The organism is Inquilinus sp. CA228 (genome assembly GCF_052078665.1).
Lineage (GTDB): Bacteria > Pseudomonadota > Alphaproteobacteria > DSM-16000 > Inquilinaceae > Inquilinus.
On record NZ_JBQJIK010000061.1, the window covers coordinates 24,261 to 38,777 of the forward strand.

At 67.0% G+C, this 14,517-nt stretch carries 17 protein-coding genes; 15 read left to right on the forward strand and 2 right to left on the reverse strand.

Annotated elements, in window-relative coordinates; genetic code table 11:
• Position 1 precedes the first annotated feature (1 nt).
• From ACTOWL_RS26545 to ACTOWL_RS26565, 5 genes are all read left to right on the forward strand, one after another.
• The gene (locus ACTOWL_RS26545) at positions 2 to 787 is read left to right on the forward strand and encodes a type III pantothenate kinase (RefSeq protein ID WP_441324293.1); all 786 of its coding nucleotides are present in this window, start codon (positions 2 to 4) and stop codon (positions 785 to 787) included.
• Positions 784 to 2,466 (forward strand): ribonuclease J, encoded by a 1,683-nt coding sequence (locus ACTOWL_RS26550; RefSeq protein ID WP_441324294.1) that lies wholly within the window; start codon positions 784 to 786, stop codon positions 2,464 to 2,466. The genes ACTOWL_RS26545 and ACTOWL_RS26550 overlap by 4 nt, the downstream gene beginning before the upstream one ends.
• 165 nt (positions 2,467 to 2,631) lie before the next feature.
• Entirely contained in the window at positions 2,632 to 3,036 is a 405-nt protein-coding gene (mce, locus tag ACTOWL_RS26555) for a methylmalonyl-CoA epimerase (protein ID WP_441324295.1), read from the forward strand.
• Positions 3,037 to 3,108: 72 nt separating this feature from the next.
• Complete coding sequence (locus ACTOWL_RS26560; protein WP_441324296.1) at positions 3,109 to 3,375, forward strand: DUF1467 family protein; 267 nt, start codon at positions 3,109 to 3,111, stop codon at positions 3,373 to 3,375.
• Positions 3,354 to 3,929 (forward strand): DNA-3-methyladenine glycosylase I, encoded by a 576-nt coding sequence (locus ACTOWL_RS26565; protein WP_441324297.1) that lies wholly within the window; start codon positions 3,354 to 3,356, stop codon positions 3,927 to 3,929. The genes ACTOWL_RS26560 and ACTOWL_RS26565 overlap by 22 nt, the downstream gene beginning before the upstream one ends.
• 16 nt (positions 3,930 to 3,945) lie before the next feature.
• On the opposite strand, the gene ACTOWL_RS26570 is transcribed toward ACTOWL_RS26565, so the two are convergent.
• On the reverse strand, positions 3,946 to 5,058 hold the full coding sequence (locus tag ACTOWL_RS26570) for an outer membrane protein assembly factor BamB family protein (protein WP_441324298.1): 1,113 nt from the start codon (positions 5,056 to 5,058) through the stop codon (positions 3,946 to 3,948).
• Between the two features lie 290 nt (positions 5,059 to 5,348).
• Between ACTOWL_RS26570 and ACTOWL_RS26575 the strand changes: the two genes are divergently transcribed.
• Both ACTOWL_RS26575 and ACTOWL_RS26580 read left to right on the forward strand, forming a co-directional pair.
• Positions 5,349 to 5,789: a hypothetical protein gene (locus tag ACTOWL_RS26575; RefSeq protein WP_441324299.1), complete on the forward strand. Its 441-nt coding sequence runs from the start codon at positions 5,349 to 5,351 to the stop codon at positions 5,787 to 5,789.
• A 14-nt stretch (positions 5,790 to 5,803) separates the two neighbouring features.
• Complete coding sequence (locus ACTOWL_RS26580; RefSeq protein ID WP_441324300.1) at positions 5,804 to 6,088, forward strand: hypothetical protein; 285 nt, start codon at positions 5,804 to 5,806, stop codon at positions 6,086 to 6,088.
• A 227-nt stretch (positions 6,089 to 6,315) separates the two neighbouring features.
• On the opposite strand, the gene ACTOWL_RS26585 is transcribed toward ACTOWL_RS26580, so the two are convergent.
• Positions 6,316 to 6,492 carry a hypothetical protein gene (locus ACTOWL_RS26585; protein WP_441324301.1) on the reverse strand — a complete coding sequence of 59 codons (177 nt, stop codon included), beginning with the start codon at positions 6,490 to 6,492 and terminating at the stop codon, positions 6,316 to 6,318.
• 455 nt (positions 6,493 to 6,947) lie between these two features.
• Here ACTOWL_RS26585 and ACTOWL_RS26590 point away from each other — a divergent pair, with 455 nt between their 5' ends.
• The 8 genes from ACTOWL_RS26590 to ACTOWL_RS26625 all read left to right on the forward strand — a co-directional run bounded on the left by ACTOWL_RS26590 (position 6,948) and on the right by ACTOWL_RS26625 (position 14,432).
• Positions 6,948 to 8,522: a hypothetical protein gene (locus tag ACTOWL_RS26590; RefSeq protein WP_441324302.1), complete on the forward strand. Its 1,575-nt coding sequence runs from the start codon at positions 6,948 to 6,950 to the stop codon at positions 8,520 to 8,522.
• A 171-nt stretch (positions 8,523 to 8,693) separates the two neighbouring features.
• Complete coding sequence (proS, locus tag ACTOWL_RS26595) at positions 8,694 to 10,007, forward strand: proline--tRNA ligase (protein WP_441324303.1); 1,314 nt, start codon at positions 8,694 to 8,696, stop codon at positions 10,005 to 10,007.
• A gap of 24 nt (positions 10,008 to 10,031) precedes the next feature.
• Positions 10,032 to 11,294 (forward strand): lipoprotein-releasing ABC transporter permease subunit, encoded by a 1,263-nt coding sequence (locus tag ACTOWL_RS26600; RefSeq protein ID WP_441324304.1) that lies wholly within the window; start codon positions 10,032 to 10,034, stop codon positions 11,292 to 11,294.
• 4 nt (positions 11,295 to 11,298) lie between these two features.
• Positions 11,299 to 11,988, forward strand: a complete 690-nt coding sequence (locus tag ACTOWL_RS26605) for an ABC transporter ATP-binding protein (protein WP_441324305.1) — start codon at positions 11,299 to 11,301, stop codon at positions 11,986 to 11,988.
• Positions 11,989 to 12,073: 85 nt separating this feature from the next.
• Complete coding sequence (locus tag ACTOWL_RS26610; RefSeq protein WP_441324306.1) at positions 12,074 to 12,367, forward strand: hypothetical protein; 294 nt, start codon at positions 12,074 to 12,076, stop codon at positions 12,365 to 12,367.
• A complete protein-coding gene (locus ACTOWL_RS26615) occupies positions 12,368 to 12,934 on the forward strand; it encodes a type II toxin-antitoxin system VapC family toxin (RefSeq protein ID WP_441324307.1) in 567 nt (188 codons plus the stop codon).
• Positions 12,935 to 12,944: 10 nt separating this feature from the next.
• Complete coding sequence (locus tag ACTOWL_RS26620) at positions 12,945 to 14,195, forward strand: lipoprotein-releasing ABC transporter permease subunit (RefSeq protein WP_441324308.1); 1,251 nt, start codon at positions 12,945 to 12,947, stop codon at positions 14,193 to 14,195.
• Positions 14,196 to 14,234: 39 nt separating this feature from the next.
• The gene (locus tag ACTOWL_RS26625) at positions 14,235 to 14,432 is read left to right on the forward strand and encodes a hypothetical protein (RefSeq protein WP_441324309.1); all 198 of its coding nucleotides are present in this window, start codon (positions 14,235 to 14,237) and stop codon (positions 14,430 to 14,432) included.
• Positions 14,433 to 14,517 lie beyond the last annotated feature (85 nt).

Genomic DNA, 14,517 nt, shown 5'->3' on the forward strand with positions numbered 1-14,517 from the left:
GATGCTTCTCGCCATCGATGCGGGCAACACCAATATCGTCTTCGCGGTGTTCGACGGGGCGCAGCAGAAGGGCCAATGGCGGATCGCCACCGACAGCCGCCGCACCTCCGACGAATACGCCGTCTGGCTGGTCTCGCTGATGGCGATGCGGGGCTTGCGCCCGGTCGACGTCACCCGCTCGATCCTGTCCAGCGTGGTGCCGGCCGCCACCTTCAACCTGGCCAAGCTGTGCCGCGACCATTTCGGCACCGACCCGATGCGGGTGGGCGACCCCGACGTCCAGCTCGGCATCAAGAACCTGCTGCGGAACCCGCGCGAGGCCGGCGCCGACCGGCTGGTCAACGCCGTCTCCGCCGGCGCCAAGTATCCCAAGCCGCTGATCGTGGTCGACATCGGCACCGGCACCACCTTCGATGTGGTCAACGCCGATGGCGACTTCGTCGGCGGCATCATCGCCCCGGGGCCGCAGCTGGCGCTCGACGCGCTGCACAAGGTGGCGGCCCAGCTGCCCAAGGTCGAGATCGTGCGGCCCGAGCAGGTGATCGGCTACGGCACCATCAGCGCCATGCAATCCGGCATGTTCTGGGGCTATCTCAGCATGATCGAAGGGCTGATCACCCGCATCAAGGCCGAGCTGTCGCCGACCGGCACGCCGCCGGTGACGGTGATCACCACCGGCGGCCTCGGTAGCGTTTTCGCCCAGGCGACCCATATGATCGACCACATCGACAGCGAACTGACCCTGCGCGGACTGCGCCTCATCTACGAGCGAAACACCACCACATGAATGCATCTCCCGCGGCCGGCGCCACCGGCCCCGACGACGCCCTTTATTTCCTGCCGCTCGGCGGCGCCGGCGAGATCGGGATGAACCTGTATCTCTACGGTCATGCGGGCCACTGGCTGATGGTCGATTGCGGGGTCACCTTCGCCGACGAATCGATCCCCGGCGTCGACCTGATCGTGCCCGACCCGGTGTTCATCGAGCAGCGGCGCGACAAGCTGCTGGCGATGGTCATCACCCACGCGCATGAGGACCATATCGGCGCCATCACCCATCTGTGGCCCGATTTGCGCTGCCCGATCTACGCCACGCCCTTCACCGCCGCGGTGCTGCGGATCAAGCTGCGCGAGACCGACTTCGCCGACCAGGTGCCGATCATCGAGGTGCCGCTGGGCGGCGATGTCGAGATCGGCCCGTTCGGCGTCGGCTTCATCACCATGACCCATTCGGTGCCGGAGCCGAACGCGCTGGTGATCCGCACCAAGCACGGCGCCGTCGTCCACACCGGCGACTGGAAGCTGGACCCGGCGCCGCAGATCGGCGCCGTGACCGACGAGGCCAAGCTGCGCCGGCTCGGCGACGAGGGCGTGCTCGCGGTGATGGGCGACAGCACCAACGCCCTCAACCCCGGCCGTTCCGGCTCGGAGGAAGAGGTGCGCAAGGGGCTGGCCGAAGTGATCGCGGCCCAGCCGAACCGCGTCGTCGTCACCTGCTTCTCCTCCAACGTCGCGCGCATCCACAGCGTGGCGCTGGCGGCGCGGCAGGCCGGGCGGCAATGCGCCATGGTCGGCCGGTCGCTGTGGAAGATCATGGAGGCGGCGCAGAGCACCGGCTACATGACCGACCTGCCGGAGCCGTTCGTGCGCGAGGACCAGGTCGGCTACATCCCGCGCGACAAGATCGTGCTGATCTGCACCGGCAGCCAGGGCGAGGCGCGGTCGGCCCTGTCGCGCATCGCCGGCGACAGCCATCCGCACATCACGCTCGATGCCGGCGACACGGTGGTGTTCTCGGCCCGCGAGATCCCGGGCAACGAGAAGGCGATCGGCCGGGTCCAGAACGCGCTGGTGGCGCAGGGCGTGACGATCATCACGCCGGACGACGCCATGGTGCACTGCTCCGGCCACCCGGCACGGGACGAGCTGACCACCCTCTACCAGTGGCTGAGGCCGCAGGCGGTGGTGCCGGTGCATGGCGAGGAGCGGCACATGCGCGCCCATGCGGCGCTGGCCGAGGCCGGGCAGGTGAAGCAGACGCTGATCCCGCGCAACGGCGCCCTGATCCGCCTGGCGCCGGGGCCGCTGGAGATCGTCGACAATGTCGAGCACGGCCGGCTGGCACTGGATGGGCACCATCTGGTGCCGATCGGCGGCGAGGCGATCCGCGACCGCCAGCGCATCATCCACAACGGCGCCGCGGTGGTGACCCTGGTGCTCGACCGCGACGGCCGGCTGGCCGCGGACCCGAGGGTGGCGCTGCTCGGCATCGAGGACGCCGAGGACCAGGCCGACAGCGAGGCCGAGGTGGCGGACGAGGTGCGCTCGGCGATCGGAGCCCTGCCGCGGGCCCAGCGCAACGACGACACGGCGATCACCGAGGCGGCGCGGGTGACGGTGCGGCGCACGATCCGCAGCTGGCACGGCAAGAAGCCGGTCACCGAAGTGCATCTGGTCCGGCTGTAAGAGCCAAAGGACTGCGCCCAACAGCCCCTTCCTGTCATTGCCGGGCTTGACCCGGCAATCCAGAAGATGTCGACAGTCTGTGGATGCCCGTCCTCGGGCTTGACCCGAGGATCCGCCCGGGCATGACAAGTGTGGCAGGCAAAGACCAGTCCGAGGGAGCACACCATGATCGGCCGCCTCAATCACGTCGCCATCGCCGTGCCGGACCTTCCGGGCGCCGTGGCGCTGTACGGCGAGACGCTGGGGGCGGAGGTGTCGGCGCCGGTCGAGCTGCCGGAGCATGGCGTGACCACCGTCTTCGTCACCCTGCCGAACACCAAGATCGAGCTGTTGCATCCGCTGGGCGAGGGCTCGCCGATCGCCAGGTTCCTGGAGCGCAACCCGAAGGGCGGCATCCACCACCTCTGCTACGAGGTCGAGGACATCCTGGCGGCGCGCGACCGGCTGGTCGCGGCGGGGCTGCGCGTGCTCGGCGACGGCGAGCCGAAGATCGGCGCCCATGGCAAGCCGGTGCTGTTCCTGCACCCGGCCGACCTCGCCGGCACCCTGACCGAGATCGAGCAGGTCTGAGCCAGGACGAAAAGACCCATGTTGCCCGTCAGGTCAGGCGGGTAAGAGGGCAGACACTCCGGGAGGGACCGCATGGGCCTGGTCAGCGGCATCGTCGTCTTCGTCATCATCTGGTGGACCGTGATCTTCATGGTCCTGCCCTGGGGCGTGCGGCCCGAGGTCGACGACGCGCAGCCGGGCCACCAGGTCGGGGCACCGGCCAATCCGCGGATGTGGCGCAAGGTGCTGATCACCACCGCCATCTCCGTCGTGCTATGGGTGGTGATCGACGTTCTGATCACCGAGAACGTGTTCTCCTTCCGGGATTGGGCGGAATCATGGACGAGAGCGCAGCAGTGAAGGATCCGGCGCCGGCAACGGGTTACTGCGCCTTCGCCGGACGCGACCCGCTGCACAAGGCCTATCACGACACCGAATACGGCTTCCCGGCCCGCGACGACGCCGTGCTGTTCGAGCGGCTGATCCTCGAGATCAACCAGGCCGGCCTGTCCTGGGACCTGATGCTGAAGAAGCGCGAGACCTTCCGCCGCGCCTATGCCGGCTTCGACATCGACAAGGTCGCGGCCTTCGGCGAGGCCGACCGCGCCCGGCTGCTGGCCGATCCCGGGGTGATCCGCAACCGGCTGAAGGTCGACGCCGCGATCGACAACGCCAAGCGACTGCAGGCGATCCGGGCGAGCCACGGCAGCTTCGCCGCCTGGCTCGACGCCCACCACCCGCTGACCAAGGCGGACTGGGTGAAGCTGTTCAAGAAGACCTTCCGCTTCACCGGCGGCGAGATCGTCGGCGAATTCCTGATGAGCCTGGGCTACCTGGCCGGCACGCACCACCCCGGCTGCCCGGTCTACGCCAGGATCCTGAAATTGGACCCGCCCTGGCGGCGCGGGGCCTGAGGCCGGCGATGCCCGTTCAGCGAGCGATCAGGTCGGACTGCCTGTAGACCTCGAGAGTCCGGCCGTTCGCCACCGCCAGCAGCGGTCCCGAACAGGCGATGCCTCCGGCGCCGCTGTCCTCTCCGCTCCGCTTGTGCAGGGCAACCTGGCGGCCGTCGCCGAGATTGAGGATGTGGAGGTCGCCGCCTTCGAGCAGGACCGCCGCGACCGCCCCGAGATCGACGGGGCGGCCGACCATTCCTTGGGGCAGGGGAGCGGTCCAGAGCGGCGCGAGCTCCACCGCGCTGCGGAACAGGGATCGCTTCCGGCGCAGCGCCACGCGGCGGATCGCGGGGGCGTCGTCGGCGGCCGCCAGGGGCGTGTCGTCGCTGAGCAGGAAGCCGTCCGCCAGCGGCGTGAGGGCCTTCGCCACCGCCGGCGGCGGCAGGTCCAGGCGCGCCACGGGCCTGCCGTCGGACCTGCTGTAGGCGAGCAGCGCGCCGCGCGCGCCGACCACCACGAGATCGTCGACGATCCTCGGCATGAACAGATACTGGTCATGGGTCGCCGACCAGAGGCGGCGCCCGTTCTCGGCCGAGAGGGCGAAGAGATGGATCGTGCTCTCGCCGAATTTGGCGCCGGCCACGACCGTGGCGTGTACGACCGTCTCCGTCGTGGCGGCGATGGCGTAGCTGTGGCCGCCATTGTGGAAGGTCCAGAGTACGGCGCCCGACCGGGCATCGAGGCACCAGGTACGGCGGCCGCCGCCGTGGATCTCCGCGACCACCAGGCGCCCGTCGCCGGCGAGGCTGGGGATGCCGATGTTGCATTCCGCCTCCGGTGCCCCCCACAGCACCTGGCCGGTCCTGTCATAGGCCCGGATGGAGCCTTCGAAGCTGCTGAGATAGACGGTGCCGTCCGGCCCCACCACAGATTCGTTCGCCACATGCCCGATCGTCGTCCGCCAGCGCTCGGCACCGGTTCCGGCGTCGAGCGCGAGCATCACGCTCTCGAAGAAGCCGCCCTTGTCGTAGTGGAAGACCTGGTACACGACATCGCCGGCGAAGACGGGCGCCCTGGCCCTGACGCGCCGTTCCTTTCCGAGCCTCGCGGTCCAAAGCGGCGTTGGCTTCATGCGTCCCCCTCGCATCCCGGCCGGGGGAACCCCGCGCCGCTCTGAAGTTCGTCCTGCCCGACGGGCTCCCGGGAGGATTGCTCTAAATAATGGCGCCGGCTGGGCAGTGGATCGATCGGACAATCAGTCGAATTCAGACGATATGACAGTTATATGAAAGCCGAGATCCTAAAATGGACATAAATCGCCGGCAATGATGTCCGGAACTAAAGTTGATATGGCGCGAGTACTGGGGATCCATGATCAGCCTTCGCTCGATGAGTCCCCTTCGAAGGGGCGTTCTTGTGTTCCCCGTCGCGGCCGTCGTGGCGCTGGTCGTCGGCCTGGCTTGGGATCGTTCGCCGGCCTCGGAGCGCACCATCCCGCCCTGGCCGGCGGGCGTCGGACAGCCGGACGAATATCCGTTCGGGGACGGCGTCATGCTGCGCGACCACCGTGCCTGGGGGCCGGTCTTCGATGCGTTGGCGGAGCGGTACGGCGGCAAGACGAGGCTGACGATGATCCATCTCACCCTGGACGCGAAGGCCGATGCCGGGGCGCTTCGGAGCCGCTTCGACGAGGAGATGATCAGCCGGCGCCGCTGGCGGGCCGTGACGCAGGAGACCGAGCGCCGCGAGACATGGACCCATGGCTATGAAAGCTCCGACGGCCGCGACGTCTTCATGCTCGTCGGGCTCGTGCCCCGGCCCGGCGAGGCGCTCGTGCCGCTCAACGTCCTGACGACGATCCGCGCGCCCGGCGGATGAGGGAAGGGACGGCTATGGACAGTCAGGCGCGGGCCGACTTCGAAACCGCCATGGGCGAGGCCTTTGCCGACGCGGTCTGTCCGCCCGTCCCGTTCGAGCTGGCCTCTGCGCATGAATGCTGCGAAGTCCTATGGGAGGTCGTCGGTCCCGACGTGACGCCGGCCGCGCTGTCGGCGCTCCCGGGAGCGAAGCTGCAGGAACTGGCGGCGGCGTTCGGGCGATATTTCGAATGCCCGCCGCCATCAATCGATCAGATCGGAAACGCCATTTCGCGCACCCTGGCGCGTTGGCCGACATAGGCTTCGGCCGATCGTGTTCCATGCACAAAAAAACGGCAGGGCCGAAGCGCCTGCCGGTCGAAAACCTGTCTTTTTAATTGTGTCCGGCGGACTTTAGTCCTGCCGGCACTCCCGACAGTTTCCTCCCTAAACTCGAGCCTGCCCTTATGGATCTTTTTGTTTAGGCGAGGCGGACCTTAGCGAGGATCAACGCGGCTGTCACGCAGAATCGCATGCCCCCCATGCGGTCAGATCAGGGCGAATTTGTATACGAACAAAATGCCCGGGATCGCCGTCGCCGGATGGATGTCCCACACGCGTCCGGCGAGCGCTCTAACGCCCATATAGACGATGAAGCCGAAGCCTATTCCATGGGCGATTGCGCAAGCCGGCGGCATCGCCGCGGCGCAGACCACGAAGGTCATTCATTCCGGTCGTGCATTGAACCATGCCAAAACCGGGGCTGGCGATCTCGGCCGCTTCCGCTCACTCATTCTGGTCTCAGGGCTGCTCACAACCACCATCATCCCTGCCAGGTCGCCTCCCCGTCACCGCCTCTCACATCCCGCGCCGGCAGGTTCGTTCAATCATTCCTTCAGTTATTCCACGCTGATTCACAATTGGCTCTCAGGGCACAGCAACGGAGGACAGGCCGATGACGGATGCACCAGGGACCGGACGAGGGAACGGAGGCCGGAGCGGTGACGCCGACCTGGCGAACCAACCGAGATTTACCAGCTGGGTCGATGCCCTAACGAGGTCTCACGCCAGTGGCAACCTCCCCGCATCGTCCCAGGCGGGGAACAGCGGCAGTGGAAATCAGGAGGGGGCCATCACCGCGGCATCGCCGCAGCCCGCTCCGGGGGGCGAGTGGATCGAGATGCTGCCGTCCGGAGCGGAGGTGACAGCGGCAGTCACCGAGTTGCTCAACCGCGACCTCGAACTAGCCCGGAAGGTGGATGCCGTCTTCAAAGATCCCGACTTCGTAGCTTTCATGGGCACTCGGACTGACTCGGACGATCCGGCACAGCCCGCTCCGGACCTTGACGCAGTCCAGGCAGCTGTCCGGCAAATCATCAACGAGATTGGCGCGAGACCTTCCGACAAGAATGCCGCTATACGCTGGGGGCTCAACTTCTGGGCCATTGCCAAGACGATGGGTCTGATCGGCGTCCTAGGGTTTGGTTTCCGGACAGGTGTCCAATCTGGAACCGCTCAGTCGCTGAAGCTCGGCCAGCCTGACGAGCGTACCGGGCTTGCCGAAGGCGTCTATTACACGGGTCAAGCAGTCAGCTCTCTTATCCTGCTTACCTCGGCTGCCTTCAACGCCAAAGACGAGAACTGGGATGCGACCATCGGAGACCTTATCTATGCCTTCTCCATGCTTGGTGCTGTGGGGTTCGCGAAAGGCTACGGTGTCGCTGCCGGCCTCTCTACGCAGACGGCAGGTGCCGCTTTCTTTGCAACCGTCCTTGAAGTCTTGAAGAGATTCAAGACGATCAAGGTGCCGCAGCTTGCCGGCGTCGAGCCGACCGGTTGGGGAAAGGTCGCGACATTTGCGGCGGGGGCCACCACCTTTACCTTGAGCTTCCTCCTCGCCACCCCTTGGTCATATTCAAACGATTTTACCGGGCCCGGGGGATATCCGGACCTGGATCCCGGCGACCGCCTTCGAAAAGGGGGCCAAGTCGCCCTTTTCTGGGCCACGGCGCTGGTCGGTTACGGCCTGCTGACTCCGCCGCTCGTGAAACTGATCGCGGGCAACGAATTCGGGACGATCGGCCCACTCGAATATGAAGCCAAGTGGCAATTGAAAAGCCCAAAGGAGCTACTGAAGGAAGGATTTGTGATTGCAAACGATATCAATAAGTTCTTCGCATTTGTCTTGGTGTTCAATACATATCTGGCGCTCAACGGAGGAATGCGGTTGGGTCCGGCCGGGAAAGATGCGATCCCGAACGAAGCGCTCCGCATCTTCACCAATACGGTGATTTCAAGTATCTTTTGTCAGGCCCTGTGCCATCTGTACGAAATGCAATTCGGCACGCCGAAGAAGAAGAAGCCGAGCGAGACCTTGAGCGAAAACAGCGAAGGGCACCATCGAGTGGAAGCTGCCCTGGACGCGTTTTACGGTGAGGTGGTCGCGGCGGAAGTACCGATCCCGATAGCGGACCTGCCCAATCTCATCGCGCAACGCGCAGCCACTTTGCAGACTGACGCGGAGAGCGCCTTGTTCACCGTGCTTGTCTACACCCAGACGGTGCCCCGGGCGATCGAAGAGGACCGGATATCGAACGTGGCGTCCACGCCACCGCAGTCAGAGGGGGGTGGATCGGACGCAGATGATCCGGAGCGAGCAGCGCCGCCGCCGGAGGGTGCTGGATCGGACCCAGTGGGTCCGGAGCGAGCAGTCTCGCCGCAGGAGGATGATGTGAGTCGGGCTGGAACCCGATGACCGGCCGCCGCCCTGCAGGCGGCCTCCTACACCACTCCTCGGGGCATGATCATTGTGGCGAGCATCGGGAGAATCGCGGTGCCGCGGAACCCCGCATGGACAGGCTGCCGGTCCTTCCCTAAAGTCGCGCGCCTGAAGTTTTCCCAACGGTTCCAGACGAAGGCCCGCTCGATGCGCCTGTCCCAGTTCTTCCTGCCCACCCTGAAGGAGAATCCCAGCGAGGCGCAGATCGTGTCGCACCGGCTGATGCTGCGCGCCGGCATGATCCGGCAGCAGGCGGCCGGCATCTATTCGTGGCTGCCGCTGGGCTTCCGGGTGCTGAAGAAGATCGAGCAGGTGGTGCGCGAGGAGCAGGACCGTTTCGGCTGCCAAGAGATCCTGATGCCGACGATCCAGCCGGCCGATCTGTGGCGCGAAAGCGGCCGCTACGACGACTACGGCAAGGAGATGCTGCGCATCCGCGACCGCAGCGACCGCGACATGCTGTACGGGCCGACCAACGAGGAGATGGTCACCGACATCTTCCGCTCGTCGGTGAAGAGCTACAAGCAACTGCCGCAGCTGCTGTACCACATCCAGTGGAAGTTCCGCGACGAGGTGCGCCCCCGCTTCGGCGTGATGCGCGGCCGCGAGTTCCTGATGAAGGACGCCTACAGCTTCGACATCGACTACGAGGCCGCGCGGCGGTCGTACAACAAGTTCTTCGTCTGCTACCTCAGCACCTTCGCCCGGCTGGGGCTGAAGGCGGTGCCGGTGAAGGCCGACACCGGCCCGATCGGCGGCGACCTGAGCCACGAGTTCCAGATCCTGGCCGAAACCGGCGAGAGCCAGGTCTATGTCGATCCCCGGCTGCTGGAGCTGGACACCGAGGCCCGGCAGCTCGGCCCCGACGACGATCTCGCCGCCTTCGTCGACCGCGTCACCGGCCTCTACGCCGCGGCGGACGAGATGCACGATGCCGCCAACTGCCCGGTTCCGGCGGCCGAGCTGCAGACCCGGCGCGGCATCGAGGTCGGCCACATCTTCTATTTCGGCTCCAAATACTCGGCGCCGATGGGCGCGACCGTGGCCGGGCCGGACGGCACCCCGCGGCCGGTCGAGATGGGCAGCTACGGCATCGGCGTGTCGCGCCTGGCCGGCGCCATCATCGAGGCCAGCCATGACGAGGCCGGCATCATCTGGCCGGATGCGGTGGCGCCCTTCGATGTCGGGCTGATCAACCTGAAGCCGGGCGACGCCGCCTGCGACGCGGCGGCCCAGGACCTGTACCAGCGCTTCCAGGCCGCCGGCCTCGACCCGCTCTACGACGACCGCGACGAGCGGGCGGGGGCGAAGTTCGCCGAGATGGACCTGATCGGCCTGCCCTGGCAGGTGGTGATCGGGCCGCGCGGCGCCGCCAACGGCGTGGCCGAGATCAAGCGCCGGGCCACCGGCGAGAAGATCGAGCTGCCGCTCGACGCCGTGGTGGCGCGGATCAAGGGCTGAGGCAGGGAACGGCCGGCGCCCCGCATGTTCAACGCCTTCGAACGGACCGTCGCCTTCCGCTACCTGCGGGCCCGCAGGAAGGAGGGCTTCATCTCCGTCATCGCCGGCTTCTCCTTCCTCGGCATCCTGCTGGGGGTGGCGACGCTGATCATCGTCATGTCGGTGATGAACGGCTTCCGCGCCCAGCTGGTGCAGCGCGTGCTCGGCTTCGACGCCCATCTCAAGGTCAGCGCCGCGGCCGGGGCCGGCCTGCCGGATTATGGTCCGCTGGCCGACAAGCTGCGGCAGGTGCCGGGCGTGGTGCGGGTGACGCCGGTGATCGAGGACCAGGCGCTGGTCAGCCGCGATTCCGACTTCACCAGCCTGCAGGGCGCGCCGGCGGCGGTGCGGGGCGTCGAGCCGGCGGATTTCCTGGCCCGGCCCGCGATCGCCCGGTCGATCCTGATCGACCGGCCGGAGGATTTCTCCGGCACCGACGGGGTCGCCATCGGCAGCGGCCTGGCCGGGCAGTTCGGCGTCCGCCTGGGCGACGAGCTGACATTGGTCACGCCGCATTTCAATCGCACCGCCTTCGGGCTGGTGCCGCGGGCCAAGACCTACACCGTGGCCGCGATCTTCACGACCGGGCTGCAGGAGGTCGATTCCGCCACTGTCTTCATGCCGCTCGAGGCGGCGCAGCAGCTGTTCCAGATGAAGGACCAGGCCGGCGGCCTCGACATCTTCACCACCGATCCGGAGCGGCTCGATACCGTGCGGGCGAGGGTGGCCGAGACGGTGGGACCGGACCTCAAGGTGTCGGACTGGCGCGACGCCAACGCCACGATCTTCACGGCGCTGCAGGTCGAGCGCAGCGCCATGTTCATCATCCTGACCCTGATCATCCTGGTGGCCGCCTTCAACATCGTCTCCAGCCTGGTGATGCTGGTGAAGGACAAGGGTGGCGACATCGCCATCCTGCGCACCATGGGCGCCTCGCGCGGTTCGATCCTGCGCATCTTCTTCCTGGCCGGCGCCACCATCGGCGCGGTCGGCACCCTGGCCGGGCTGGCGCTCGGCCTCGGGCTCGCCGCCAATATCGACGCCATCCGCGAATGGCTGCAGAGCGTGCTCGGCCCCGGCACCTTCGCCGCCGAGTTCAGCTTCCTGGCCTCGCTGCCGGCGCTGGTCGACCCGGGCGAGGTGGTGGCGGTCTGCCTCCTCGCCATCGGCCTGACCTTCCTGGCCTCGATCTTCCCGGCCTGGCGGGCCGCCCGGCTCGATCCGGTGGAGGCCCTGCGCTATGAGTGACGCCATGTCGTCTTCCGCCGCCGAGGTCCTGCGCCTCGAAGGGATCCGCCGCAGCTTCCACCAGGGTGAGACCCGGCTGGACGTGCTGCGCGGCGCCGAACTGTCGCTGGCCGGGGGCGAGATCGTCGCCCTGGTCGGCCCCAGCGGCGCCGGCAAATCGACCCTGCTGCACATCGCCGGTCTGCTGGAGCAGCCGGATGGCGGCACGATCACCATCGCCGGCCAGCGCTGCGACGGCCTGGGCGACGGGCCGCGCACGGCGCTGCGCCGCACGGCCATCGGCTTCGTCTATCAGTTCCACCACCTGCTGCCGGAGTTCAGCGCCATCGAGAATGTGGTGCTGCCGCAGATGATCGCCGGGCGCTCGCGCACCGAGGCCCGCCAGCGCGGGCAGGAGCTGCTGGCCCGGGTCGGCCTGGCCGGCCGGCTGGAGCATCGCCCGGCGCAGCTCTCGGGCGGCGAGCAGCAGCGCGTCGCCATCGCCCGGGCGCTGGCCAACGCGCCGAAGGTGCTGATCGCCGACGAGCCGACCGGCAATCTCGACCACACCACCTCGGACGCCGTCTTCGAGATGCTGGTCGAGGTGGTGCGCTCGACCGGCGTCGGCGCCCTGATCGCGACCCACAACCTGGATCTGGCCGCGCGCATGGACCGGGTTGTGGAGATGCGCGACGGCGTGCTGGCGGCGCGGTGAAGGATACGGCCCCTCCGCTTGTCGCTGATCGTGGACATGCCTATGTTGACAGAATTCCGTTCTCTTCAATGAAGGGGCCAGATCGATGCCCGCCACCGCGAAGAAGGCGCGCAACCGGCCGTCCGAGATCGACAAGGCCCGGTTTGAATCGGTGATGGCGGCGGCCAGACGGTTGGGCCTGCTGCGCGACAAGAGTGACCGTATCGGTGTCCAGGTCAGCCCGCGGCTGGTCGCGGAAGCCAAGCGGCTAACTGGCATCGAGAGCGACACCGATCTGATCGAGTTCGCCCTGGCCTGTCTGGCGCTGGAAAGTAATTTTGTCGAGGTTTTTGAGGATATCCGCGGTACGGTCGATTCTAATTTGAAACTCGAATACTGAGTGGCCGATTTCGATTTCGATGCTGCCCTGCGATGGGCACGCTTCGATCGGCAGCGAACGCTCGCGCGGCGGCAGGATGTTGCACTCCCTTTCATCACCGAGGGTGACATCGATCGGCGGGGGGTGTTGCTCGATACTTGCGTCTATATCGACCAAATTGGGAACCGCTCGCCTGCGAGTCTGAATGACCTGATCGAGCGTCGCCCGACCAACCACTCGACGATTGCGATTCAGGAACTCATGCATCTGGTCGGTGCGCTCGACCCGACCGATACCCGGACGCCGGCGGCCATCGCCCAGATCCGCCTGGTGATCAGGTCGATGCCACCTCATCGGGTGTTCGCACCGGACCCGGATGTCCTGGGGCGGGCGGCGCTGCTGTCCGGGATGCTGTGCCGTCTTCAGGGCTATGCCGCCGACCACAAGATGCGTACCCTGCACGACTGTACCCTATTCCTGCAGGCGCAGAAGCTTGGCTTGGCCGTGTTGACGGCGAACATCGCCGACTTCGACATCCTGCTGCAGTTGATTCCATCAGGACGTGCCTTGCTGTACCGGCGAGTGTAAGAGCTATCCGATGTTCAACGCCTTCGAACGCACCGTCGCCTTCCGCTACCTGCGGGCCCGCCGCGGCCAGGGCTTCGTCTCGCTGATCGCCGGCTTCTCGCTGCTCGGCATCATCATCGGCGTCGCCACGCTGATCACCGTGACCTCGGTGATGAACGGCTTCCAGACCGAGCTGCTGGCCCGGTTCCTCGGCCTCAACGCCCATGTCAGTGTTGCCCCGCTGGGCGGCCGCGACATGGGCGACTACGAGGAGAGGGCCGATCGGCTGCGCGGGGTCGACGGCGTCACCCGGGTGCTGCCGGTGGTCGAGGGCCAGGCGCTGGCCAGCGCCGGCAGGGCCGCGGCCGGAGTGCAGATCCGCGGCGAGAGGCCGGAGGATTTCCTGGCCCGGCCGCTGATCGCGCAGAACCTGCAGCTGCAAGCGCCCGGCGCCTTCACCGGCGGCGACGCGGTGGCGATCGGCCGCGGCCTGGCCGAGAAGCTCGGTCTCGGCCTCGGCGGGAAGCTGACGCTGCTGGCGCCGGGCGCCGCGGGGCAGGGCGCGCAATCCGCCGGCCCGACCGCGCGCGCCTTCACCGTGGCCGCGATCTTCGACGCCGGTCTCTACGATTTCGACACGAGCGTCGCCGTGCTGCCGCTGCCGGCGGCGCAGTCGCTCCTCGGCCTCGGCCAGGGCGTCTCCCGGCTCGACCTCATGGTCCGCGACCCGGACCGGATCGGCGAGATCGCCATGGCCCTGCAGCAAGCCGCTGGTTCCGGAGTCCGCTTCCTCGACTGGAAGCAGTGGCTGTCCGGCTATCTCGACATCGTCGCCGGGCAACGCAATGTGCTCTTCGTGATCCTGTCGCTGATCGTTCTGGTGGCCGCCTTCAACATCATCTCCAGCCTGATCATGCTGGTGAAGGAGAAGGGTGCCGACATCGCCATCCTGCGCACCATGGGCGCCACGCGCGGATCGATCCTGCGCATCTTCTTCCTGGCCGGTGCCACCATCGGCGTCATCGGCACCCTGGCCGGGCTCGGCCTCGGCATCGCCCTGGCCGACAGCCTGGAAACTCTGCGGCAATGGCTGCAGCAGTTGACCGGCACGCCGATCTTCGACCCCAGGCAATACTCCCTGACCCGGATCCCGACCGAGATCGACACCGCCGAGGTCCTGCTGGTCTGCGGCATGGCGCTGGCCCTGTCGCTGCTGGCTTCGATCTACCCCGCCTGGCGGGCCGCGCGGCTCGACCCGGTCGAGGCCTTGCGATACGAGTGAATGTTTGCTCGGGGTAAGGCGATCCCTTAAGATTGCGACATGCGAAGCGAACCGACGACAACCCTTGGGCGCAGGGCCATCGACCTCCTCGCCGAGTTGGAGCGGAACCGCGAATCGGTCCTCATTGCGCAGCTCGAAGGCATCGCCCACGGCGATCAGGCGGTCGAGGATGGGCGAACGCTGACGCAGGACGAGGCCATGCAGCGCATGGCGCGATGGCTCGGGCAACGGCGTTAGCGAGAATATACGACTGACACGATAGTTCTTTTATTGTCATTGCCGGGCTTGACCCGGCAATCCAGAAGATCTCGACAGTTTCTGG

Coding starts and splice junctions, on each gene's coding strand:
- ACTOWL_RS26545 (WP_441324293.1), top strand. CDS start 2: ATGCTTCTCGCCATCGATGCGGGCAACACCAATATCGTCTTCGCGGTG.
- ACTOWL_RS26550 (WP_441324294.1), top strand. CDS start 784: ATGAATGCATCTCCCGCGGCCGGCGCCACCGGCCCCGACGACGCCCTT.
- mce (WP_441324295.1), top strand. CDS start 2,632: ATGATCGGCCGCCTCAATCACGTCGCCATCGCCGTGCCGGACCTTCCG.
- ACTOWL_RS26560 (WP_441324296.1), top strand. CDS start 3,109: ATGGGCCTGGTCAGCGGCATCGTCGTCTTCGTCATCATCTGGTGGACC.
- ACTOWL_RS26565 (WP_441324297.1), top strand. CDS start 3,354: ATGGACGAGAGCGCAGCAGTGAAGGATCCGGCGCCGGCAACGGGTTAC.
- ACTOWL_RS26570 (WP_441324298.1), bottom strand. CDS start 5,058: ATGCGAGGGGGACGCATGAAGCCAACGCCGCTTTGGACCGCGAGGCTC.
- ACTOWL_RS26580 (WP_441324300.1), top strand. CDS start 5,804: ATGGACAGTCAGGCGCGGGCCGACTTCGAAACCGCCATGGGCGAGGCC.
- ACTOWL_RS26585 (WP_441324301.1), bottom strand. CDS start 6,492: ATGACCTTCGTGGTCTGCGCCGCGGCGATGCCGCCGGCTTGCGCAATC.
- ACTOWL_RS26590 (WP_441324302.1), top strand. CDS start 6,948: ATGCTGCCGTCCGGAGCGGAGGTGACAGCGGCAGTCACCGAGTTGCTC.
- proS (WP_441324303.1), top strand. CDS start 8,694: ATGCGCCTGTCCCAGTTCTTCCTGCCCACCCTGAAGGAGAATCCCAGC.
- ACTOWL_RS26600 (WP_441324304.1), top strand. CDS start 10,032: ATGTTCAACGCCTTCGAACGGACCGTCGCCTTCCGCTACCTGCGGGCC.
- ACTOWL_RS26605 (WP_441324305.1), top strand. CDS start 11,299: ATGTCGTCTTCCGCCGCCGAGGTCCTGCGCCTCGAAGGGATCCGCCGC.
- ACTOWL_RS26610 (WP_441324306.1), top strand. CDS start 12,074: ATGCCCGCCACCGCGAAGAAGGCGCGCAACCGGCCGTCCGAGATCGAC.
- ACTOWL_RS26620 (WP_441324308.1), top strand. CDS start 12,945: ATGTTCAACGCCTTCGAACGCACCGTCGCCTTCCGCTACCTGCGGGCC.
- ACTOWL_RS26625 (WP_441324309.1), top strand. CDS start 14,235: ATGCGAAGCGAACCGACGACAACCCTTGGGCGCAGGGCCATCGACCTC.